This is a genomic window from Candidatus Francisella endociliophora, from assembly GCF_000764555.1.
Taxonomy (GTDB): Bacteria; Pseudomonadota; Gammaproteobacteria; order Francisellales; family Francisellaceae; genus Francisella; species Francisella endociliophora.
The window spans coordinates 444639-468474 of the sequence record NZ_CP009574.1 but is presented as its reverse complement, the minus strand read 5'-3'; the positions used below and the strand labels follow the sequence as shown (position 1 = coordinate 468474).

Genomic DNA, 23836 nt, shown 5'->3' with positions numbered 1-23836 from the left:
TTTGTTTCCATTAGTCGTCTTGTTTAGGAGCAGCTGAGCTTCCTGCAAGAATTCCGCCATCAACATTTAGCTCAATACCTGTAACATATTTTGACTCATCAGAAGCTAAATATAAAGCTGCATAAGCTACATCTTTTACTTCACCCATAACTTTCATAGGAATATCTTGAGAAATAGCTTTAATAGCTTCTTGTTTTTGAGCTTCATCTTTGGGTAACATTTCATCCCACATAGGAGTCAAAATAGCTCCAGGATGTATAGAGTTACATCTAATTCCATACTGCATATCAGTACAATATAGAGCAACTGATTTTGTGTGATTTCTAACAGATGCTTTGCTCGAAGCATAAGCTACAGCTTGAGGTATCCCTACAATTCCAGAGCGTGAGGATATATTAACGATACTTCCACCATTTTCTTTCATAAGTTTGATAGCGTATTTACATCCTAAGGCCACACCATCAGAGTTTATAGAATGAACCTTATGCCAAGAATTTATATCTAAATCTTCAGGATTATGAGGTCCAGCACTTTCGATAAAACCTGTAATACCAGCATTATTAACTAGAATGTCTAATTTACCAAACTTGGATTCAATATATTTACTAATTTCTATCCAATTGTTTTCACTACTAACATCAAGATGTTTATACTCAATATTAGTTGATTTAATATTTTCAGCCGCTTGATTACCTAAAGTATCGTCTATATCAGAGACAATAACAGTTGCTCCTTCATTAGCAAATAGTTCTGCTGTGGCTTTCCCTATCCCTTTAGCAGCACCTGTTATTAATACTATTTTATTATCTAATCGTTTCATAAGAAAGTCCTATAAATTATTTAAATTTTATGAAAGTGATTTAGTAGTTAATTTTAGAATAGATTATATGATTTATATAGAAATATAGAAATATAGAAATATAGAAATATAGAAATATAGAATTTTTTTATAAAATTAAAGAGCCCCACGAGCTGCTTTTTTACGATCAGATTCAGTTAGATGTTTTTTTCTTAGTCTGATTGACTCAGGCGTGATTTCAACTAACTCATCATCTTCGATAAACTCTAAAGCATATTCAAGAGTAAGCTTGATTGGAGTAACTAGTGTAAGAGCATCATCTTTACCAGAAGCACGAACGTTAGTTAACTGCTTACCTTTACAAGGGTTTACCGCTAAATCATTATCTCTACTATGAATCCCTATAATCATTCCCTCATAAACATCTGTACCATGAGTAATAAACATTTTACCTCTTTCTTGTAGATTCCAAAGAGCAAAAGCTACTGCCTTACCTGCTAGCATAGAAACTAGAGTACCGTTCTGACGAGTCTCAAGAGTTTGTTTCTTCATTGGACCATAATGATCAAATACTTTGTTTAAAATACCTGAGCCAGATGTGATAGTTAAAAATTCAGTATAAAAACCAATCAAACCACGAGATGGTATTATAAATTCAAGTTTTACACGACCCTTACCATCTGGTTCCATATTTTTAAGCTCACCTTGACGCAAGCCCATTCTTTCCATTACAGTACCTTGATGTTCTTCTTCGATATCTATAATTGCTTGCTCATAAGGTTCGTGTTTTTCACCATCAACATCCTTGAAAATTACATGTGGACGCGATACTGCAATTTCATAACCTTCACGACGCATATTTTCAAGTAATATTGAAAGATGAAGCTCACCACGACCAGAGACTTTAAATTTATCAGGATCATCAAGTTGCTCAACTCTTAAAGCTACGTTTGTAAGTAGTTCCTTATCTAAACGATCTTTGATCTGGCGAGAAGTTACAAATTTACCTTCTTTACCAGCAAATGGAGAGTTGTTAACTTGGAAAGTCATGCTGATAGTTGGCTCATCTACTGAAAGCTCAGGTAATGCTTCTACTTTATCAGGACTACATAAAGTGTCTGATATATTCAAACCTTCCATACCTGTTACACAAACAATATCACCAGCTTGTGCTTCAGGTACTTCAACTCTATCTAGACCCATATAACCTAATATTTGTAAGATTCTACCATTACGAGTTTTACCATCTTTACCAATAATAGTTACAGGAGTATTTGTTTTAACTTTACCTCTTTGGATACGACCAATACCAATAGTTCCTGTGAAGTTTGAATAATCTAATGAAGAGACTTGCATTTGGAATGGACCATTTTCATCAACAGCCGGATGCTCAACATTTTCAACAATAGCTTTAAAAAGATCAGTCATATCTTCTTTCTGTTCGCCAAGCTCATTTGTAGCCCAACCATTGATAGCAGAAGCATAGATAATAGGGAAATCTAATTGCTCATCTGTTGCACCCAATCTATCAAACAAGTCAAATACTTGATCAACAACCCAATCAGGTCTTGCACCATCTCTATCGATCTTGTTAATAACAACAATTGGCTTTAAACCTTGCGCAAAAGCTTTTTCTGTTACAAATCTTGTCTGAGGCATAGGGCCATCAACAGCATCAACTAGTAGTAATACAGAATCAACCATTGATAATACACGCTCAACTTCACCACCAAAGTCAGCATGTCCTGGAGTATCTACTATATTAATTCTATAGTCATTCCACTTAAGAGCGGTATTTTTTGATAAAATCGTAATACCTCTTTCTTTCTCAATATCATTTGAGTCCATGACTCTTTCAACTTCTGGACCACGAGTGTTTAGAGTACCAGACTGTTGTAATAACTTATCAACCAATGTGGTTTTACCATGGTCAACGTGTGCGATAATCGCAATATTTCTTAAATTTTCAATCATTAAATTTTACCTATTTTTATAAAATCACAACAATTATAGACTAATAGCACGTAAAAGTACCGAAAAACTTAGTAGGCTTAGTTTGAAAGTTGTTTTTTATTGTTAGTATAACCAACTAGGAAAATAATAAATGATATTAAAGAAAAAAGAATACTGATCAAAATGTTGTAGGAATATATCCCATATTTAGAAATGGTAAATAAGCTGAATATTATATACTGTAATGAATATATAGCATTGATTAATAATCCAATGATATACCCAAAAGCTAGTAAGGCACTACCAACATATACAACTATCCCAAAAATAACAGATATAAACATTACTATATCTGTAAAAGGAGAAATCGGTAAAGTCAAATAATTGAACCCTACCATTAGTAAGGATACTATTAAGATTAAGCCACTTACAAATCCTAAATTATCTCGAGATATCTTTTTTGGAGTTATTGTTGTTCTATTATGAATAAGTATAGCAACTAGAGGTAAAACTAAATCGTGGCTATACATTGCTAGATTGTTAATATAGTTAGCTAGATCAAACTGTGAAAGATCAATAAACTGAAAGCTTCCTGTAATAGTAGCTAAAAGGTAAAAATACCATGCATCTTTCTTAAAGGAACATATTCTAATCGCAAAAATCAATCCAAAAACAAGCAGTAAAGTTTCTAAAATATAAAAGCTAGCGCCTAATTGCATAAAACTTAATCCTATAAAGTTAGTGTGCTATTTCAATGATACATAGATAATTTTTTTATGAAAGTAAAAGTTTCTGATCTTGGGGTTCGTATATTAGTTTGTTAGAATGAGAGTGAATAGATAAACAAAATAAGAGAATGTTAAACAAGTTAAAAGAGTTAAAAACTAAATTTAAAAAAAGAAATTCTTATGATAATTCTTATGCAAGTGAACTAGTATCATCTATACATCGTACAGATATTAAGGCTACTATACTTTCGATAATATGGGCAGCTGGACCAGTTACAATTATTGCTATTACTCTTGGGTATTATCTGAGTCATGGTACACGAGTCCCTCTCGTAACAGTGGCATATTTTTCGTTGTATGTTTTTTTTGTAGGTTTGGTCGGTTTTATAAGTAAAATAGTATTTGACTCTCTTAAGCATAAGAAACAAGAGAAAATGCAAGAAAGGTTCCTCTCTGTTGTCGAAGAGTCGTATCAGAACCTTTATCTTTCAAAAAAAATGAACCTTGCAAAGCTTACTGATCAGGTACGTGATAATAAAGTTGCTAATGAAATATTGTCAAAATCACATCCAACAAGCAAAGAAATTTTTTATATCTTTAATCTCCATTTTAGTAAGGAGATGGCAGAGTTTGCAGAAATTATATATTTACATCGTGAAAATGGTTTTCCAATAGATACAGATGAAAATAAACGTAAGTTGAGGCGTTTTTATAAGCAAATAAACAATAATAAAAAAATTACAGATGAACTAAGAAAGAAATTTTTAAAAGCTTTAATTGGTAAATATACGAGTTTAAAAGAGGGTGTTGAAAGGAAAAGTGGTTTTCTTTCAAAAATTTATAATAGTGCTGGTCAATATAGTCTTTTTGATTTAGATGATGCTAGTCATGCTATTAGCCTTTTTATTGAACTTCTTTCTGGGCGTAAAATTTATTATTTCAAAACTACTTCAAAATTTGATGATGTGAAAAAAGACTACTTATTTACATCAATTGAGAAATTGCGCAATAAAATAACGCAGAAATATAATCATATTTTAGGTATTTATAAACAGAGTTTTTTAACAGTATCAGAGGTTGCGCCAAATCTAGATCTAAAAGAGGTTATTAATGTTACAGATGATGTAACAGAAAATATACACCAGTTAGAGGCCGCAATTGTACAAATTCATACAAAAAAATTATCTAAAGAAATTAGAAAACAAACTCAACAAAGCAAGAATAGATTTAATCAGAATGTTCGAATGATAAAAACGCAACTAAAAAGGTTAGATATGTTATTAGAGCAATGGCATTCTTTAAGTTTTAGTAATGATGAAAAATTATATAAGAATGTTGAGCATGAGCTTGTATATGTTTTTTTGGAAGAAAAAATTAGAATGTCTATAGCATATAAAATGTATGAATATACACATCATGAGCATGACTTTATATCAAAGGAAGAGTGTATTAAAGCTTATGCTAGACAAGCAATTAAACTTTTACAGGAGCCCTTGAGTTTAGATGAAGCATCTGTATTAACAGCAATTGAAATGTCTAATGGTGCAAATCTTAGTAGCATAAAACTTAGTAATTCTATAAATCAGAAGTTAGATACCACTTATAATTTATGTAAATCTGTTAAAACAGATATTGTTGAAATTAGAAGACGTATCAAGAAAATTCTTATGGCTCAGTATGTTTGAGTTATGCTGATATTTGTCTTTTATATCTAGCTAACATTGTTTGATTACCACTAATTCCACCACAATGAATATATATAATTGGCTTAGGAAGTAGTTCATAGTTTGTTATTAAAGTACGCCAAGTTATTGGGTCATAAAGTAGATCAAATTCAATATTGGTTTGCTCTAATAATTGCTTATAAATTTTGAAGTTTTTGATATCTAATTGTCCAAAGGCAGTTTTAAAATTTTTTTCTAAAATTTTAGGATGATTTAGATTCTCATCAATATCTCTAAATTGTTTTTTCAGATATTCAGAGTCACCTACACAAGGAACCGTATAAACTCTATTGGGTAAATATTTCTCAAGATATAGAGCAGTCGTACCAGTACCAGACGCTACAACTACACTATAGCTTTCTATACGATTGTTTTGACAATATTTTTTAATTTCTTGAGCACATTCTGCAATTCCTTCTTCTGCAAGATAATTTCTGCCTCCTTGATCAAAGAAGTAAAGATTTTCATTAAGTTGATAATTTTTTTGGATATTTTCTAAGCCTAAAATATCATTGGTTTCAAATAGTAGCATACTATTTTCTAATGCAAGCTTTAAATTACCATTCTTATTTTGCTTAAGAAAGCTTGGTAATGGCTTGATCCAATAGTGAAAGTTCCAGTTATTTAGTTTAGCTAACTGTGATAGTGCTAACATAAAGTTGGACTGATTACCACCGAATGAGACTATAGTTTTTATATGAGAATATTTATTAGGATTATTTAAAAGATATGCTAATTTTCTAGCCTTATTACCAGAGAAAATAGGATGGTTAAGATCATCCCTCATTACTATGAAGTCTTTATTTTCAAAAGTGATTTTTTGAAAAGGAAGGTGCATCTAAGGATTATTCTTCTAAAAGCTCAAACTCATCTTTACCAACACCACAATCTGGACATTCCCAATCTTCAGGTACATCTTCCCATCTTGTACCAGGAGCAATATCATCTTCTGGCCAGCCTTCAGCTTCATCATAAATTAAACCGCAAACGATACAAATATATTTTCTATATTCCATGACAAAATTAATTAGTTAAATAATAAAAGATGCCCTATTTTAGCATTATAAGAGGAGTATATCTAGCTTAGAAATATTGAGTTTGTTAATTGCTATATTTTCGATACATCAACGCCAATTTTACGAGACTTATTTGAGAAAAAAATAATATTTTGATCTATAAAAGTATCTGTAATTTGTCTTGGTATATCTTTATCTAAACTTCTTTTTATCAGACGGTAAAAGGCATCTTTATCACTTTCATCAAAATGCTTCTTGAAAGCTCTATTTGTGACACTTTCATGACATGCTAAGAACTTTTTAATACGAACTTTTGGATCTGTATTGCTAGTACCTGTATCACATTGTGTTGGAGCAGTAGTAGCAATATTAAAACCTTTACGAGTATAGTACGAAGCAATACCCTTAAATATCCTATCGTTACTGAAAATTGTAATACTAAGATAAGTACGAAAATCACGGTAACGTTCAACATATTCACCAACCTTAGCACAAATATAGCCATCCATATTGTCTTTATTTCCTTCTCCATAAATTATGGGGACTAATTCAAAGTTATGGTAGATTTGTGTTTTTGCAAAGTTTGCTTCTAATTCTTGTGGATTTGTAAAAACAATAACTCTATCAAAGTTGCCTTCGGAGATATGAGCAAAATTATTATAATTTTCGGAATCTACTATCGCTAATCTAAGATATTCCATATATGCCATTCTTTTTTGCCTTTGCTATACATTTTAACCTAAAAGCTTTGTTATTATCTATATTTTGTTAAAATGATACTAAAACAGTAAAGTTATATTTTATGGTTGATTTTAAATACACATATTCTAAATTATCAGACAAATTCTATTCTAAGCAATTAGTCTACAAATACCCTAATGCAAAACTACTTTTATTAAATGAGTCATTAGCAAATGATTTAGAGTTAGGTTTTTGCGATTGTAATGATGCTGAAAAGCTTGAATTTTTACTTGGTTACACTAGTGAAAATCCAATATCTCAAGCTTATGCTGGACACCAGTTTGGTCACTTTACAATGCTTGGAGATGGTCGAGCAATACTGATAGGTGAGTATCAAAAGCCAACTGGTGAAATTGTAGATTTTCATTTGAAAGGTGCTGGATTAACTGATTTTTCTAGAGGTGGCGATGGTAAGGCTGCTTTAGGACCTATGCTTAGGGAATATATCGTAAGTGAGGCAATGCATAATTTAGGTATACCTACAAGTAGGATATTAGCTGTAATAATTACAGGTGAAAATATCCAAAGAAACAGTCTAGAGCAAAGTGCAATAGCTGTAAGAGTAGCAAGTAGTCATATACGTGTAGGGACATTTCAATATGCAGCAATGCTTGGACAAGAGTATAGCCAAGAACTTTTAGATTATACTTTGAAACGGCATAATATTGCTTTTGGTGATAATAAGGCTTTATCTTTACTTGACCATGTCATAGATAAACAATCCAGTTTAATTACACAATGGGAAAGGGTTGGGTTTATTCATGGTGTTATGAATACTGATAATATGACAATATCAGGAGAGACTATTGATTATGGTCCTTGTGCATTTATGGATAACTATGACCCAGATACAGTTTTTAGTTCGATTGATCAAGGTGGTCGTTATGCTTTTGCAAATCAAGCTTCTATTGCTGGTTGGAATATTGCTAGGCTAGCAGAGAGTCTTTTACCATTGATTTCATTAGATCAGGATGAGGCTATTAAGTTAGCTCAAAATAAACTAGAAGAATATTCAAATATCTATAAAGATAAGTGGAAAAAAATGTTTCTTAGTAAACTTGGTTTGGATAGTAAAGTTGATAAATACGATGAAATCATTTCAAATCTACTTATAGAGATGCTTAAAAATAACCTAGATTATACAAATACATTTTATGATTTGAGTTATGAGAAGTTTGAAAGCTTAAAATCAAAAGGCCTATCTGATTGGTTAGATACTTATTTCAAAAATAAAGATATAGATCTTACTAAGATGAAACAAGTAAATCCTGTAATTATTTCAAGAAACCATCAAGTTGAGAAAGCTATAGTATCAGCAGAAAATGGTAAGTTTGGCAATTTATATAGCTTACTTGAAGTAATTAAGACTCCTTATAAGTTTGAAAATACAAAAGAAAAGTATATGTTAGAGCCAAAAGGAGATGAAAAAGTTAAGGCTACTTTTTGTGGTACATAAATACTAAGAAGTTGAAGTAGTTCTATCAACAATGATTGCTGTAGTCATACTTCCATGAATATTTAAAGGTGTTCTAAAACTATCAATAAGAGCATCAACACCAATAATAAGAGCAATCATATGCCAAGGAAGACCAAAGTAAGAGAATACTACTCCAGCAGCAACAAAAGCAGTTCCTGGTATTCCTGATACGCCAAGAGATGCTAGCATACAAATAAATGAAATTAAGAAAATATTTGATAATGTAATATCTACACCAGTAGCATTCATAGCCATTATAGCTAATACAGCAGGGAATACTCCGGCACAAGCATTCATACCTAAAGTTGTTCCCATAGTTGGAGCAAAAGTAGCTATACTGCTAGATGTGCCATATTTGTTTAATCCATCTATAGATAGAGGAAGAGTTCCCATGCTTGATCTAGAGGTAGCAGCCACTAACATAGCTTTCCAAATACTTTTGTAAAATCTAACTATATTTGTTCTAAATACAACTAATAAGACAATATGCATCACTAAAACGATCATCATTGCGATGTAACAAGTTAAGATAAAATATAAAACCGTAGAGATACTATTTTTATCAAGTTCAATACTCATTTGAATCATTAGCCCAAGCACACCATATGGAGTTAGAGCAATAATTATTCTAGCAAGCTTTTTAATTACAAAAAAAGCAGAGTCAATGAAACTAATAAAAGGCGCAGCTAATTTACTATCTTCACGATGTGCAATTAGCATTGAGAATCCAAGGAATATTGCAAAGATAACTACAGCCATTACGTTGTTATTATTCATCTGATGGAATAGGTTATCTGGTAAAAAACCTAAGATAGTTTCTGAAATGGTTGATGTTTTCATATCTTTTGCAACGTCACCTGTTATAGATGCAAGATCTATACCTTGACCTAGATGCATAGAAATCGCTACTATAGAACCAATTGCTGCACTTATGCCTGTTAAAACAAGTAGTATAGCTATTGTCTTATATGCAAATCTTATAACATAAGAGCCATCATAGTTTTTTAAATTAACAATTGAGTGAACTATAGAAGTCAGGACTATTGGAATAATTAACATCTTTAGCAAAGATATATAACCATCACCTAAAATATCGCTAATTTGAACAAAACTTGTACTATTATAGTTAGTAGTATTGTATATTATTCCTATAACTATACCTAAGATTAGTGCAAGAATAGTTCTAAAATTAAAGCCAAAATTTTTTAGATGTAATAAAACTAAGGCAAATACTGAGCCAATAAGTAATATAAGCATTATAGTCCTTATGAGAATCTAATAAACGAGATTGGAATTTTAACATACTTTACCAAACTGGTATACATTTGTTAGCAAATGATATTTGGATAATTTATTATCGTAGTCAAAATTTGATGTATATTTTGATGTAATTAAATATTGATCATGATTATAATAAAGCAATTATAGCTTTTAATTATTATCGTTAAATGAAAGAAACTCTTATGCACAAAGAAGCTAGCAGTAGCTTTGAAAAAGTTGCTAATCAGCTTAGCTTAAATAAAGATATTATCAAAAATATTGTTAAAGATCTTAAAGAAAAAAACATTAGAAGAGTAATTACAATCGCAAGAGGTAGTTCAGACTGTGTTGCAAACTTTGTGAAATACCTTTTTGAAACACAACTAGGTTTTAGTGTTTCATCTCTCCCTCCTTCTGTCACTACCATATATGGAAAAAATATAGGTGATGAGCAGACTTTAGCTATCGCTATCTCCCAGTCTGGAGGATCACCTGATCTAAAAATGGCTTTAGAGGGATGTAAAAAGGCTGGTTGTACTACATTGGCTGTAGTTAATAAAGAAAAATCACCTTTAGCTGATTGTGCTGATCTAGTTTTACCAGTTAGAGCTGATGCTGAGAATGCTGTTGCAGCTACAAAAAGTGTTATAACTTCTTTAGTAGCTTTGATAAATATTGTTGCCGAATATAATCAAGATCAAGAACTGCTAACTGAGTTAAATCGTTTACCAGAAGTGCTCGAAAAAAGTCTTGAGTCTGATTGGTCGATTGCTATAGAAGAGTTGAAAAAAAGTAAAAATATGTTTGTAATAGGAAGAGGTTTTGGTTTTCCTATTGCTCAAGAAATGGCACTTAAATTTAAAGAAACATGTGGCATTCATGCCGAAGCATTTAGTTCAGCAGAGGTTCTACATGGACCTTTTGCTTTGATGAATCAAACATTCACTACATTCACAATTTTACAGAATGATCAGAGCGCCTCTGGCACACATGAAATTGTTAAACGAATGACTGATTTGGGAGTTAAAACAGTTTTTGCAACAACTGATTTAGATTCGGCTGCAAAAGTACATTTACATGTAGATGTTCAAATTCACCCAATACTCGAAACAATTGTATTATTACAAGAGTTCTATCTTATGGTTAATCAGTTGGCTTTGTCATTAGGATTTAACCCAGATAGTCCGAGTAATTTAAAAAAAGTTACTGAAACTGTTTAATTCTATCAGTATTGAATTTAGAGGATAACTAGCATGAGCGAAACTATTAAGTTGAAGTTTAGAATTGCTGTGATTGTATTTTTTTCAGCAATGGGTGGTATGCTATATGGTTATGATATAGGAATAATAAACAGTGCTTTTTTATTTATAAACAAAGATATTCCAATGAGTAGTTTTCAGACATCTCTTTTAGGGGGATCTGTTCTTTTTGGTGGTGCTTTTGCTATTTTGATTGGTGGAATAATTGCAGATATTCTTGGTAGGAAAAAAACACTAATTTTATCTGCTTTAATTTTTATAGCATCAGTAATTATGATTGAAAGCTCTACTAATTATACTATGCTTTTATTATCAAGGCTTGTTCAGGGCACTTCAGTAGGCTTTATCTCTGTAACAGTACCTATTTATTTAACTGAGACAGTTCCTAGTACAATTAGAGGTTTTGCAGTCACATGTTTCCAACTGTTTTTAACTGCTGGGATACTCATAGCAAATTATGTCGGTCTTTTGCTTGAAAATACTGGTAATTGGCGAGCTATGTTTTTTACAGCTTTAATACCTGGGGGTATATTCTTTTTAGGTTGTTTTTTCCTGAGTAAGTCTCCTCGCTGGTTATTGATGAATGGTAAGAAAAAAGAAGCTAAAAAAGTTTTAATTGAAACAGTCGGGGAACAGAAAGCCAATATTGAGTTAGAGGAAGCTTTGGTAGTTATAGAGCAAAGTAAACTAGAGACGGTTACTTTAAGCTCTATATTAACTACGAGACATTACCTAGTGCCGATACTTTTAGTTTTCTCCATTGCTATATTAGCTCAACTTACAGGTATAAATAGTTTTTTAGAATTTTCAGCAACTTTATTAAAAGCAGAAGGTTTAAACTCAAACTATGTAAGTATAGTTGGTGGAGTTGTTATAACAGCTATAAATTTTTTGGCTACTATGATTGCTGTTTTAATCGCTGACAAAATAGAAAGAAAGTTTACGATTATGGTATGTACATTTTTTGTAGGCTTTACTTTGCTTGTAACAGCAATCGCTCTTTGGATTCTTCCTGTCTGTCTTTTGCAAGGATGGATTTTATTAGTTGGGCTTGTTGTATTTATATTTTTCTTTGCGCTAGGGCCAGGAGCGTATGTTTGGGTTATTATGTCAGAGTTATTACCAACTCAAATACGAAGTAAGGCCTTAGCTGTAGCTTTATTCTTAAATAGTATGATGTCTGCTATTTTAGCATCAGTATTTCTTCCAGCTACTAAGCATTTAGGAGATAGCAGCATGTTTTTTATATGCGGAGCATTTACTTTATTATATGGTTTTATAGTATTTAAGTTTGTTCCAAAAACTAGTGGTAGATCTCTAGAGGATATTGAAAAAGAGTTTATAAAATAAGTTAAGCAGGGTTATCAATATCTATAAATTTTGTTTCTAAATTAAATTTGTCTCTTAATAAATCTGCAATTGCTTTGGCTCCTTCTTTCTCAGTTGCATGATGCCCAGCTGCAATGTAATTTATACCAAGCTCACGAGCTGTATGAGTTGTGCGTTCTGAGATCTCTCCTGATATAAAAGTATCAGCTCCAACTTTGTGGGCATATTCTATATAGTCCTGAGCTCCACCAGTACAAATCGCTACTTTTTTATTTCTATCATTAGCTTTTATAACTGTTGGAATTCTACTTGATTTATTCTCAATTAGTTTAGCAAAATTATCTAGATTAGTATCACAATCTCCAATAATAGAAATATCAGGTTTTGAACCAGTTTCAAAAAACTCTAGATTTGTAAGATTTAACTTTTTCGCTAATAGAATGTTGTTACCAATCTTCGGATGTCCATCTAAAGGTAGATGGTAGCCAAATAGATGTATACCATTTTTTATAAGTTTAGCTATACGCTCATATTTCATACCAACTATTGGGTAACTCTCACCTTTCCAAAAATAGCCATGATGTACTACAATAGCATCAGCATTTTCATCGATAGCTTTATCAATTAAAGCTTGGCACGCTGTAACACCAGTGATTACCTTTTTGATATCTTTATCACCTTGAACTTGTAATCCATTAGGAGCGTAATCTTTAAAGTTTTCTATTTCAAAATAATTATTTAAATAATTTTCTAACTCTTTGAAGTGCATAGGTCTGAAAAATCTCTTTTATAATGATATAATCTTGTATTGTATATTTTTCGTAGAATTTTTTGAAATAGAATTACATTTTTTTGGAATTTTAGAATGAGTAAAACAAATGTTGTAAAAGTTGGCGATGTAGCCATAGGTGGAGATAATCCTGTTGTTGTTCAGTCAATGACGGATACATATACAGCGGATATTGAAAAGACAGTTAAACAAATACTAGCTTTGCATAAAGCTGGAAGTGAGATTGTAAGGCTTACTGTAAATGATGAGCCGGCAGCAGCAGCGGTTCCAAAGATTGTTGAAGAGTTGGCTAAACATAAATGTTTCGTGCCATTAGTAGGGGATTTTCATTACAATGGACATACACTTTTAAGTAAGTATCCAGAGTGTGCTAAAGCACTTGCAAAATATCGTATTAATCCTGGTAATGTAGGTTTTGGTAAAAAGAAAGATACACAGTTTGCAGAGATTATAAAAATAGCTATTGAAAATAATAAGCCAGTGCGAATAGGTGTTAATTGGGGAAGTTTAGATCAGTCATTATTAGCTAAGCTGATAGATGAGAATAATGCTCAGGAAGATCCTCTAAGTTTACAAGAAGTTATGCACAAAGCCTTGATAACATCAGCTCTAGAAAGTGCTAAATATGCTGAAGAGCTTGGGTTAGCAAAAGATAAAATTATAATTTCATGTAAAGTCAGCGAAGTACAAGATCTAGTCGCTGTCTATCAAAAACTTGCAAGTCAGTGTGATTATGCTCTTCATTTAGGTCTTACAGAAGCTGGTATGGGTACTAAAGGAATAGTTGCTAGTGCTGTTAGTTTAGGCATTTTGTTACAACAAGGGATTGGTAATACTATTAGGGTATCTCTTACACCTGCACCAAATGCTCCGCGTACAGAAGAAGTCAGGGTGTGCCGTGAGATTTTACAAAATCTAGGTATGCGCACATTTACTCCGAGTGTAACATCTTGCCCAGGCTGTGGTAGAACTACAAGCTCATTTTTTAGGGAGCTTACAAGTCAAGTTAAAGAACATCTTGATGAAAAAATGCATACATGGAAAGAACAATACAAAGGCGTTGAAGCTATGAAAGTAGCTGTGATGGGCTGTGTTGTAAATGGACCTGGTGAGTCAAAAAATGCTGATATTGGAATATCTTTACCTGGCAGTGGTGAGTCACCAGTCGCTCCAGTATTTATAGATGGTAAAAAAGCTCATACTCTAAGAGGAGATAATATCTCAGGAGAGTTTATTGAGATTGTTGAGAACTATGTTAAGAATCGTTATGGTAATAAATAGGTGAATTTAGAATATGTCAGTAGTTTTTATTAATACACCATTTCCAAGGCTAAAGCTTGGTTATACAAATAAGCTGCAAGGATTCAGCAAAGATAAGTATGCTAAATTTAACCTAGGAGATAAGGTTGGTGATAAGCACCTTGCAGTAGAGAAAAATCGTAATTTATTTAAATCATATACAAAAGCAGATGTTAAATGGCTTAATCAAAATCATACTAATATTGTTAAAAGTTTTGACGAATGCGATGCTGGTTTTTGTGATGCTATCATTACAGATAAGCCAAACCAAGTTTGTGCGGTATTAACAGCGGATTGCCTACCAATAATACTTTTTGATAAAAAGATGACAAAAGTTGCTGCAGTTCATGCTGGTTGGAGAGGTTTATCTCAAGGAATACTAGAGGAGACTTTAAAAGAGTTTATTGGTCTTGATCTAGTAGCATGGTTTGGTCCATGTATTACAGAGTCTCATTATGAAGTGGGAGCTGATGTTCATGATAAGTTTATTGAACTTCATGAAAATTTTGGCCAAGCTTTTAGGCAGAAAAAAGAAGGTAAATATTTATTTGATATGAAATTTATTGCAAGACAAATATTAAATGATAATCATTGTTTTGATATTGTTGATTCAAACTTATGTACATATAGTAATAAGAGATTTTATTCATATCGTAAAGAAGGTATTACAGGTAGGCAAGCTTCATTTGTGTGGTTTGAATAGCTTTTTAAAAAAGGATTTTATATGTCTGAAAAATTACAAGTTTTAAAAAAAATAATGCAAGAAAAAGGGTATGATTTTTATTTAGTGCCCTCAACTGATGATCATAATAATGAATATGTACCTGATTGTTGGCAATATCGTGCTTGGATAAGTGGATTTGATGGTTCTGCAGGGGATGTTCTTGTTGGTATGGATAGAGCATATTTATCTACAGATGGTAGATATTTTACACAAGCAGATTTTCAGCTGGATAAGCAAGAATTTAGCTTACTTAAACAGACAACTTTCGCATCAAAAATTGAAGAGTGGCTGAGTGAGAATTTGGCTGGTAAGATTCTAGCAATAGACCCTAAAAAAATAAGTATAGCAAGAGCTGAGAACTTATTGGAAATAGCTAATAATACTGGTGGAAAAATTGTATTTGATAGTGAAAATTTAGTAGCACAGGCTCAAAAGGAGTTATCTCAAACTGTAGAGACTCCAACAGAAAATATTTTTGTGCATGAAATTCAATATGCAGGCCAATCTGTTGAATCAAAGCTAAATAATATTCGTAAAGAACTTAAAGAAAAACAAGTAAATGCGTTAGTTATATCTAGTCTTGATGAAATTATGTGGACACTTAATATCCGTGGTAGAGATATTTGTCACACTCCTGTTGCTATTAGTTATTTGGTAGTGACTCTTGATGAACTTTATCTATACATAAATAAATCTAAGATTGATGATGAGGTTGCTGAATATCTTAGCTCAAACACTATTACAGTTAAAAATTATTCAGAGTTCTACACTGATTTGGCGACTTATGAGGCTAAATATTTGCTAGATGTAACAAGTGCAAATTTCGCAATGAAACAGGCTATCAAGCAACAAGTAAAAAGTGAAATATTACTAACTCAATCACCAGTAATACTTAGTAAAGCTCTTAAAAATACTATGGAAATAACAGGTGCTAAAGATGCTCATCGAAAAGATGCAGCCGCATTTATCTCTTGGTGGCACTGGTTAGAGAATAACTATAAAAATAGTGTAAATGAGATCCAAGCACAAGAAAAATTAACTGAGTTTAGAGCAAAACAAAAAGGTTATGTTGAAGATAGTTTTAGTTATATTATTGGACATGCTGCAAATGGAGCGATAATTCACTATAGCGCAAAAAATGATGAAAATCTTAAAACTATAGATGATCAAGCACCGCTATTATGTGACTCTGGAGGACAGTACAAGGATGGTACTACCGATATTACAAGAGTACTGCATTTTGGTAGACCTTCAAAAGAGCATAGAAGATACTATACATTAGTGCTTAAAGGGCATTTAGGATTAGGTAGGGCGGTGTTTCCTAAAGGTACAACAGGATCTCATCTTGATGTTCTAGCACGTGAGCATTTATGGCATTTTTGTTCTGACTATAGTCATGGTACTGGTCATGGTGTAGGTAGTTTCCTTGGAGTGCATGAAGGACCTCAAAGGATAAATTCTGCATCAAAAGTTGAGCTTATGCCTGGTATGATTGTCAGTAATGAACCGGGTGCATATTTCCCTGGTGAATTTGGTATTAGAATTGAAAACTTATGCTATGTAAAACAGCGTGACCAAGAGTCTCCTACTGGACATGGGCCATTTTTCTGTTTTGAAGATTTAACTTTGATTCCTTATGAATATAAGTTGATTGAAACATGGATGCTAACTTATACTGAGAAAAAAACTATAAATAACTATTATAGTAGAATTAGAAAAGAAGTATTGCCTTTGATTGAAGATAAAGATGTTAGAGATTTCTTATTATTTAAAACAAGGCATATCAAATAAGTAATATAGATACTGCAACTCACAGTATCTAAAAATGGTTATGACAAAAAAAACAACGAACAAAAAAGATACTAAAAAGCAAGATTCTAAGAAGCCTGTAAGTCCAGTCAAAATAATTATATTACTGATACTTGCGATAGGTGGAGGCTTCTCTGGAGCTTTTTTAGATAAATATGATCTTAAAGAAAAGTTCATAAGCTTTAGACATGCTGTTTATAATTATTTTACTAGTGAACCTATAAAACATTTTACTGCTAAAGATAATGAAAATATTGTTGCTAAGTTTTTCTCCGAAAGTGATGAGGCTAAAAAGCAAGGGTCTAATCAGTTTAATAATTTAGAGCAATACTCACCACAAAGAACCTTGCCAGCAGTTACAGATTACTGTCATGACTTTCTCGCTTATGGTAACCCTAGTTTTGATGTTACAGAAGGTTTGGGACAAACAAATCTTTATTTATGTAGAGATGGTTATGTTGTTGGTTATAACTATCAAACTAAAGAAGCAACTTGGGTAGCATTTAAGTTGACTAAGTCTAAGGTGGCTAATCGTCGTGAGCGTGAAGATAGATTTAAAGAAGATGACGATGTGCCATTCGTGTATAGAGCTACTTTAGATGATTATTCTCATTCTGGCTATGATAGGGGACATTTAGCTTCTTATGCTTCTATGGATTTTAGTCAAAAATCTGCAGATGAATCTTTTTTACTATCAAATATGTCTCCTCAAAAAGCAGGTCTGAATAGACAGGGTTGGGAAAGATTAGAAAGGGATGAACGTATTTGGGCAAACATGTATGATTCTATATATGTGTATACAGGCCCAATATATAAGAAACAAACAATTCATAAAACTATAGGTGATAATAAGATAGCTGTACCAGATTATTTCTTTAAGATAATTTATGTGCCATCAAAAAATAAATCTATAGCTTTTGTAATGCCAAATGCAAGAGTTGGTAAAACTAAGGTTGCTAATTATAGAGTATCTATCAAAGATATCGAGCAACGAACTGGTTTGCATTTCTTAGATAATATTCAAGATAGAGATATGGTTGTAGATAATGTTTCACCAATGTGGCGAACTTCTTATTTATAATTATTAACTATAACTAGTTTAGTAGCTTGCTGAATAATTTTCTCACTACTTGGTGCTTTTTTATCTGTAGGATCTGTATACATCATTCCTAAAGCAAAAGGTTCGGCATTTTGTGGCCATATAATCGCAATATCATTAGTCGCTCCATATTCTCCACAAGTCCCAGTTTTATCCCCTACAATCCAGTTCTTTGGAGTATTATAAGCGATCCTATTAACACCTGTATTGTTATCTTGTAGATATTTAATAAAAATTTCTTTGTGTTTTTCATCAAGAATATTACCAAAAGCAATTTTATAAATGTCATTAGTAATAGCTTTAGGTGTAGTTTTGTTGATAGTACTATCTGGTTTTGTATGATTGATTTTAGGCTCTATGTTTTTGATATTTGTATCATTGTCACCAAGTTTTTTGATGAATTTATTAAGCTTATCAATCCCTCCGAGCTCTTTGACAAGAATATTTGCCGCAGGATTATCACTAAGAATAGCAGCAAAACACAATTGAGAAATTGTTAAGTCTTTGCTAATATTTTTACCTGTAACTGGAGCATAGCCCAACGTACTAATGTCTTTCTGAGTTATGGTAATCTTTTTATCTAAGAATCCTTTATTGTGCATATCTTTTTCAAGAATAGCTCCTACTAACAAAAATTTGAAAACACTGCAAATTGGGAAATAGTAATTTTCATTATAGTTAATAGATGACTTATCTGTACTATAAATTCCAAGCTTACCATTATATTTATTTTCTAAATCTTTAAATGAATCATCTAGAGAAGTATTTGCTAATAATATTGATGGAAGTAGACATATACTTGATATTAAGAAACGCATTATAAGTTTTTTATTAAAGAATAGATGATTAGAGTTTATAGTAAAAAATTGCTATATTAGAAATCTTTTTTTGCAGAATCAAAAGCTTCGATATTTTTTTTACTATTGGCATTATAGATAAATTCATAGCCATATATATATGTTACTGGTGGTTTGTTTGCAAGATCACTTGCATGAATAACTTTTTCTAACTCTTCTTTTGAAGTATTTTGATCAACTGTTAGCATTTCATTTAATTGAGCAATTCTGCGATGTTCACCATTCCATTTTTCATGTTTGGCAGACTCTATCATATTATTGAGATAGGTTTTGCCACCATTTAGAACTCCAGTAATAATGTCAAAGAATTGATCCATCATTTTAGCTTGGGCACGATCAAAGATACTATTAAAATCATCATTTTTAAAAATAGGAAAACGTCTGCATTCTAATATTTGACCGCTATCAATACCACTATCAACAAGATGAGCTGTAACACCATAAGTAGGGCGTCTTTCATAGATTGCAAAGTTGATACAACCTCTACCAGGATGCTCAACAGGAGCTGGATGGAAGTTGATACTAGTAATGTTTGCTCTATCTAGTAGCCACTGTGGAACTAAGAATAAAGTCTTGAAGCAGATTATATAATCCCCATACCAGTTTCTAACCTCTTCTGTTAGTAGAGATTGTTTATTGGCTGTTGGAGTATAGCCAGTTAAATATTCTGTAACTTCACAATGTTGTGATTTTAAAAAGCGAATAGCTTTTTGGGTCATTTCACAATTAGCGGAACCAAATATAAGCACTTTAGTATTTTTGTTATTAATATTTTGCATAGTTTTTGTTTTTTTAAAAATACAGTTAGAAATCATAGTATTGTATAGTAGTTGATATTACAAGCTATTAAGATGTTATAATTATCAAAAATAGAGGAATGAATTATGAATTTGCCCAAGTCAGAAAGATTAAGGTATCGTTTATTATCACGATCTCAAGAAGATAAAGATCTAATACGTTTGTTAGATACAAATCCAAAGAATAAGGAGTTCTTTCCTGATGGAGCATCTTCAAAAGAAGATATTCCAAAAATTATAGAAAGATTTGTCGGTGGTTATGAAAAATATAATACTCCTATTTTTATGGTGTTTGATAATGAAAATAATTTCATTGGTCGAGCTGGGTTTGGTTATGCCGAAGAAATAGATGCTATAGAAATTGGCTATGTAATTGATCATAAGTATTGGGGTAAAGGTTATGCAACAGAGGTTGTTAAAGCTTTGCTTACTTGGGCGAAAGAAAATCTAGAGTATAATGAAGTATTTGCTTTTACAGGAGTTGATCATTTAGCATCTATTGCAGTTATGAAGAAAAATAGTATGGAATATGTTGGTAAACAAATTCTAAAAGGGATAGAGTGTGTTCTTTACAAAAAGGAAATTATCTAAATTTGGCACCGTAGGGTGTGTAGTCAATTGCATAGTTACTTTTGTTATGATTTTCTACCAGTTTTGAATGTAGGCCTGAGCTTGTTGGGCTTATATTAGAATTCATTCTATTGTATTTGCCCCATAAATTATCATGACTAAATTCAGATTGGCAGCTTCCTAATAGTATTACTATAATTAATGTTATTACGCTCTGTTTAAACATAATTTTATCCGTAGTTTTCATTCAAAGTTGCAAACCCAAAAGATCTAAGAGCTATTTTAGCAGATTAAGTCTAAAATAATTAATTTGTAGATAGATATTTATTATTAAATTTCTCTAATTTAGTAAAATATTTACTTACTCTTTTTTCATAAGAGCTATTAATTCTCAATATGTGTTTAAATTATATTATTTGTTACCCTTGCCCAGAAAATATTTTTTAATACGTTAAATTAGAATGAATGTAAGAATTTTAAAGAATCTCAAACAAGAGAAAGGTTTTTCTGTAATAGAATTAATGGTGGTAATTGCGATAATAACAATTATTGTAGCTATTGCTATACCATTATATTCAAACTATCAAATTAGAGCAAAACTCTCTAATGCAGATACTGCAGCTAGAATTTATGTTAATGAAATTGCTCATTATACATATGAAACAGCCGAATTTCCTGCAGAAGATTCTAAACTTTGGAGATGTGAAGTTATAAATAGAGATTATGTCAATCAAGTTTGTAAAGAAAGAATTGATATTCAAAATGCAGTTATTAAAGTTTATGTTGAGCCAACTTTAATACCAGAGATTACAGATCCATACTATCAATATGACTTAACATTGACTGAGTAAGAAATAGATATAGGAGAATATGATTATGGATATTACGAAGTTATTAGTTTTAATAGGAGGAGTTTTTTTTAGTATTTACTTAAATGCTACGACCCTTGAAATAAACAAATCAGCAGGAAATATGCCCGCTAACATGGTCCCCGGTGTTACAAATGAAGAAGGTGATAATGCAGAAGGTTCTTCAAATGAAGTATCTACAGGCTTTGATTCTTCCTTACTAGAAGAAGCAGATAAATGGAATGGATCTTATAGTTGTAATCAAAGTAAAGGAAAATGTTATACTTACTCAGATAATCAAAGTTTATTTGATTATAAAGATCAGTTCTCAGTTAATTTTTATGAAGGTGCAGGATTAGGTGAAAAGCCTTATGATGAGAATTTTAATTTTAAGGAATCATATAATATATATACACAACCAGTTAATGGTTATATGTATGCGAATGGAACTTTAAATGGAGAAGAGTTTGATGTAGCTTTTAATTCTTTGGAGCAAATGGAAAACTCTGATTTAGATGAAAGTATCAAAAATGATATTCGTAATTCAATAGATATGATGAAAGAAACAAAGAATTTTTGTAATAACAATAGTTCTTTTTGGGCTTGTAAGTAATTTTAAAGTTTCTATCTTTCTAATTGCTTTAAATACCATTTATTAAGAGATATTATACAGTTACCATATTTAACTGATTCATAAGTTCCACCTTTATAACTAGAGCTAACATCTGAACAGATATTGTCACGATATTTTTTAAACTTTTTTATATTATGATCTTGAATTTTATCAAGCTTAGTATCAAACTTTTGCATTTGTGATTTTAGGCATTCATTTATCTCATAAGTATTACCATCACACTTGGTAGTTTTACTAATAGCTAGAACAGGTAAGCATAATAGAGCGATTAGACTAAATATTTTAAATTTTTTCAAAGTGATTTCTCCTAAATATCAATTATATGATTTTCATGATTAATGAAATTTTCTATTTTATGTCTTTCTGTAGTTGTGATAAAAACTTGTGATCTTAATTTCTTTAGATACTCAAAAAGTGTCTTTGTATGAGTGCTATCTAATTCAGAAGTTATGTCATCTACAAGGTAGATACATTTATTTTCATTTTCTAGATTATGAACTTCTCCTTGAGCCAATTTTATAGCACAAATAAGTAGTTTCTGTTGGCCACGCGAAAATGTATCTTGTACTGGTTTATGATTTGTCGTAAGAACTATATCAGCCTTATGAGGACCATGATTTGTGATGTTATAGCGATTATCATAATTAAAAGACTCTTCAAGCACTTGAGATAGTTCTTTGTGAGAGTTCCAGCCACGAGAATATTCGATATCAAGTTTTAGATCAGGATTAAACTGAGCCAATATTTCGTATATTTTAGGCTTCAATTTTGAAAAATAAGTATGTCTTTTTTTATCCAAAATATCTGCAAATTCGCATAGCTTGTTATCAATGCCATCTATATAAGTTTTAGGATAGTTTTGTTTAAGAGCAGAGTTTCTTTGTTTTATAAGAAACTTTGTTTGTTGCCATATTTTCAAAAATGTTTTATCTAAATAAAAGGCTCCCCAATCTAAAACCTTGCATCGTTGTTGTGCTCCTGAGTTTATAATATTAAAACTCTCAGGGTTCATTAGTTGAATAGGTAAGTTCCTAGTTATCTCAGTGTGATTTTTTTGTATTTCAGAGTTTAGCTTTGAAATATTGTTATTATTTTTTTTACGCGATAGCGATATTGTAATTTCATCTGGATTATATGCTTTTGTATAGATTACAAATTCATCAGAATCATGATTAACAATACGATTAAGCTGAGAGCTACGAAATGATCTACTATGAGATAGGAAGTATATTGACTCGAGAACAGACGTCTTCCCAGAGCCATTTTTACCAACTATAAAGTTTAAGTTATCTGTAAAATCAAAGCTTTTAAAAGGTATATTTCTAAAGTTTTGTAAACGAAGATTAGCTATATACATTTTTTAGATAAGCTCTAAGCTGGTATTATAAATTTGTTGTTTTAGTATATCAGGATTTATTTGATAAATATTGCATAGCAGTTCAAAAATTTTTGGGATATTTTCAGGTGTGTTGATTACATCTTTACTATTATGCAATTGCATATCTGGAGAATCTGTTTCTAAAACTATATTATTTGGATCAATTTTTGTAAGTGTTTGTTTTAGTTTTGAATTTGGCTGAGAGATTATTCCACCAATACCAAGTTTAAAGCCAAGATCAATATATTTTTTAGCAATATCTTCATTGCCATTAAAAGCATGAATAATACCACCATTTTTAAACTTGTGATCTTTAATAGCTTTTATGATTTCATTATGAGATTTTACAGAATGGATAATTACTTGTTTATCAAGGTTTTTAGCGATATCAATTTGTGCTGAGAAAAATTCTAACTGCTTATTGTAGTTATTGAATCTTTTATCAAGACCAATTTCACCAATTAGTTTTGTTGAAATATTTTGAGTATATTTTTCTAAATCATTTAAGTCATCAATTTTATGTTTATCTATAAAAATAGGGTGTAGTCCAAAGCAGATATGAATGATTCGATACTCTTTGTTTAAATTTATCAGGTTCTGCCAAGTTGCTCGTTGTGTTGCTGGATTTATAAAATAATTGATACCCATGCTTTCACAGTTTTGTAATAGCTCTTCACGAGTATTATCAAAAACTTCAAAATCCAAATGACAGTGAGTATCAATAAACATAGTCTTTTATTTAAAT

Annotated in this window: 24 protein-coding genes; 11 read left to right on the top strand and 13 right to left on the bottom strand. The window is 31.3% G+C overall.

Features of this window, described 5'->3' with window-relative positions:
• Positions 1–10 precede the first annotated feature (10 nt).
• From QI37_RS02190 to QI37_RS02180, 3 genes are all read right to left on the bottom strand, one after another.
• Entirely contained in the window at positions 11–820 is an 810-nt protein-coding gene (locus QI37_RS02190; protein ID WP_040008148.1) for an SDR family oxidoreductase, read from the bottom strand.
• A 135-nt stretch (positions 821–955) separates the two neighbouring features.
• A complete protein-coding gene (typA, locus tag QI37_RS02185) occupies positions 956–2773 on the bottom strand; it encodes a translational GTPase TypA (protein ID WP_040008147.1) in 1818 nt (605 codons plus the stop codon).
• Between the two features lie 77 nt (positions 2774–2850).
• Positions 2851–3471 carry a hypothetical protein gene (locus tag QI37_RS02180; protein WP_040008145.1) on the bottom strand — a complete coding sequence of 207 codons (621 nt, stop codon included), beginning with the start codon at positions 3469–3471 and terminating at the stop codon, positions 2851–2853.
• Between the two features lie 137 nt (positions 3472–3608).
• On the opposite strand from QI37_RS02180, the gene QI37_RS02175 reads away from it, so the two are divergent.
• Positions 3609–5165 carry a membrane protein gene (locus QI37_RS02175; protein WP_040008144.1) on the top strand — a complete coding sequence of 519 codons (1557 nt, stop codon included), beginning with the start codon at positions 3609–3611 and terminating at the stop codon, positions 5163–5165.
• Position 5166: 1 nt separating this feature from the next.
• Here QI37_RS02175 and QI37_RS02170 read toward each other — a convergent pair whose 3' ends face one another.
• The 3 genes from QI37_RS02170 to QI37_RS02160 form a co-directional block, all read right to left on the bottom strand.
• Positions 5167–6042 carry a 1-aminocyclopropane-1-carboxylate deaminase gene (locus QI37_RS02170; protein WP_040008142.1) on the bottom strand — a complete coding sequence of 292 codons (876 nt, stop codon included), beginning with the start codon at positions 6040–6042 and terminating at the stop codon, positions 5167–5169.
• 7 nt (positions 6043–6049) lie between these two features.
• Positions 6050–6220 (bottom strand): rubredoxin, encoded by a 171-nt coding sequence (locus QI37_RS02165; RefSeq protein ID WP_040008140.1) that lies wholly within the window; start codon positions 6218–6220, stop codon positions 6050–6052.
• A 92-nt stretch (positions 6221–6312) separates the two neighbouring features.
• A complete protein-coding gene (locus tag QI37_RS02160; protein ID WP_040010652.1) occupies positions 6313–6921 on the bottom strand; it encodes a PIN domain-containing protein in 609 nt (202 codons plus the stop codon).
• A 101-nt stretch (positions 6922–7022) separates the two neighbouring features.
• On the opposite strand from QI37_RS02160, the gene QI37_RS02155 reads away from it, so the two are divergent.
• The gene (locus QI37_RS02155; protein ID WP_040008138.1) at positions 7023–8417 is read left to right on the top strand and encodes a protein adenylyltransferase SelO; all 1395 of its coding nucleotides are present in this window, start codon (positions 7023–7025) and stop codon (positions 8415–8417) included.
• Positions 8418–8420: 3 nt separating this feature from the next.
• On the opposite strand, the gene QI37_RS02150 is transcribed toward QI37_RS02155, so the two are convergent.
• The gene (locus QI37_RS02150; protein WP_040008136.1) at positions 8421–9695 is read right to left on the bottom strand and encodes a dicarboxylate/amino acid:cation symporter; all 1275 of its coding nucleotides are present in this window, start codon (positions 9693–9695) and stop codon (positions 8421–8423) included.
• Between the two features lie 191 nt (positions 9696–9886).
• On the opposite strand from QI37_RS02150, the gene QI37_RS02145 reads away from it, so the two are divergent.
• Positions 9887–10918 carry an SIS domain-containing protein gene (locus tag QI37_RS02145; RefSeq protein WP_040008134.1) on the top strand — a complete coding sequence of 344 codons (1032 nt, stop codon included), beginning with the start codon at positions 9887–9889 and terminating at the stop codon, positions 10916–10918.
• Positions 10919–10951: 33 nt separating this feature from the next.
• Entirely contained in the window at positions 10952–12307 is a 1356-nt protein-coding gene (locus QI37_RS02140) for a sugar porter family MFS transporter (RefSeq protein ID WP_040008133.1), read from the top strand.
• Between the two features lies 1 nt (position 12308).
• On the opposite strand, the gene QI37_RS02135 is transcribed toward QI37_RS02140, so the two are convergent.
• Complete coding sequence (locus QI37_RS02135) at positions 12309–13055, bottom strand: Nif3-like dinuclear metal center hexameric protein (RefSeq protein WP_040008131.1); 747 nt, start codon at positions 13053–13055, stop codon at positions 12309–12311.
• A 96-nt stretch (positions 13056–13151) separates the two neighbouring features.
• Here QI37_RS02135 and ispG point away from each other — a divergent pair, with 96 nt between their 5' ends.
• Genes ispG through QI37_RS02115 form a run of 4 tightly spaced genes read left to right on the top strand, consistent with a single transcriptional unit; the run spans position 13152 to position 17989 of the window.
• Positions 13152–14357 carry a flavodoxin-dependent (E)-4-hydroxy-3-methylbut-2-enyl-diphosphate synthase gene (ispG, locus tag QI37_RS02130; protein ID WP_040008129.1) on the top strand — a complete coding sequence of 402 codons (1206 nt, stop codon included), beginning with the start codon at positions 13152–13154 and terminating at the stop codon, positions 14355–14357.
• A 13-nt stretch (positions 14358–14370) separates the two neighbouring features.
• A complete protein-coding gene (gene pgeF, locus QI37_RS02125) occupies positions 14371–15078 on the top strand; it encodes a peptidoglycan editing factor PgeF (RefSeq protein WP_040008127.1) in 708 nt (235 codons plus the stop codon).
• Positions 15079–15099: 21 nt separating this feature from the next.
• Positions 15100–16890 (top strand): aminopeptidase P family protein, encoded by a 1791-nt coding sequence (locus QI37_RS02120; protein WP_040008125.1) that lies wholly within the window; start codon positions 15100–15102, stop codon positions 16888–16890.
• Between the two features lie 40 nt (positions 16891–16930).
• On the top strand, positions 16931–17989 hold the full coding sequence (locus QI37_RS02115; RefSeq protein ID WP_040010651.1) for a DNA/RNA non-specific endonuclease: 1059 nt from the start codon (positions 16931–16933) through the stop codon (positions 17987–17989).
• Here QI37_RS02115 and bla read toward each other — a convergent pair.
• Both bla and QI37_RS02105 read right to left on the bottom strand, forming a co-directional pair.
• A complete protein-coding gene (gene bla / locus QI37_RS02110) occupies positions 17980–18825 on the bottom strand; it encodes a class A beta-lactamase (RefSeq protein ID WP_040008123.1) in 846 nt (281 codons plus the stop codon). The genes QI37_RS02115 and bla overlap by 10 nt on opposite strands.
• Before the next feature lie 56 nt (positions 18826–18881).
• Positions 18882–19643 (bottom strand): formyltransferase family protein, encoded by a 762-nt coding sequence (locus tag QI37_RS02105; protein ID WP_158409061.1) that lies wholly within the window; start codon positions 19641–19643, stop codon positions 18882–18884.
• A 105-nt stretch (positions 19644–19748) separates the two neighbouring features.
• On the opposite strand from QI37_RS02105, the gene QI37_RS02100 reads away from it, so the two are divergent.
• The 3 genes from QI37_RS02100 (at position 19749) to QI37_RS02085 (ending at position 21692) form a co-directional block, all read left to right on the top strand.
• Complete coding sequence (locus QI37_RS02100; protein WP_052399123.1) at positions 19749–20252, top strand: GNAT family N-acetyltransferase; 504 nt, start codon at positions 19749–19751, stop codon at positions 20250–20252.
• Positions 20253–20692: 440 nt separating this feature from the next.
• Positions 20693–21082 (top strand): prepilin-type N-terminal cleavage/methylation domain-containing protein, encoded by a 390-nt coding sequence (locus tag QI37_RS02090; protein WP_040008120.1) that lies wholly within the window; start codon positions 20693–20695, stop codon positions 21080–21082.
• Between the two features lie 25 nt (positions 21083–21107).
• Positions 21108–21692 (top strand): hypothetical protein, encoded by a 585-nt coding sequence (locus QI37_RS02085; RefSeq protein ID WP_040008118.1) that lies wholly within the window; start codon positions 21108–21110, stop codon positions 21690–21692.
• A gap of 11 nt (positions 21693–21703) precedes the next feature.
• Here the strand turns inward: QI37_RS02085 and QI37_RS02080 are convergent, their stop codons facing one another.
• Genes QI37_RS02080 through QI37_RS02070 form a run of 3 tightly spaced genes read right to left on the bottom strand, consistent with a single transcriptional unit; the run spans position 21704 to position 23820 of the window.
• Complete coding sequence (locus QI37_RS02080; RefSeq protein WP_052399192.1) at positions 21704–21982, bottom strand: lysozyme inhibitor LprI family protein; 279 nt, start codon at positions 21980–21982, stop codon at positions 21704–21706.
• Positions 21983–22020: 38 nt separating this feature from the next.
• The gene (gene recF, locus QI37_RS02075) at positions 22021–23070 is read right to left on the bottom strand and encodes a DNA replication/repair protein RecF (RefSeq protein WP_040008116.1); all 1050 of its coding nucleotides are present in this window, start codon (positions 23068–23070) and stop codon (positions 22021–22023) included.
• A gap of 3 nt (positions 23071–23073) precedes the next feature.
• Positions 23074–23820, bottom strand: a complete 747-nt coding sequence (locus tag QI37_RS02070; RefSeq protein ID WP_040008115.1) for a TatD family hydrolase — start codon at positions 23818–23820, stop codon at positions 23074–23076.
• Positions 23821–23836: the final 16 nt, after the last annotated feature.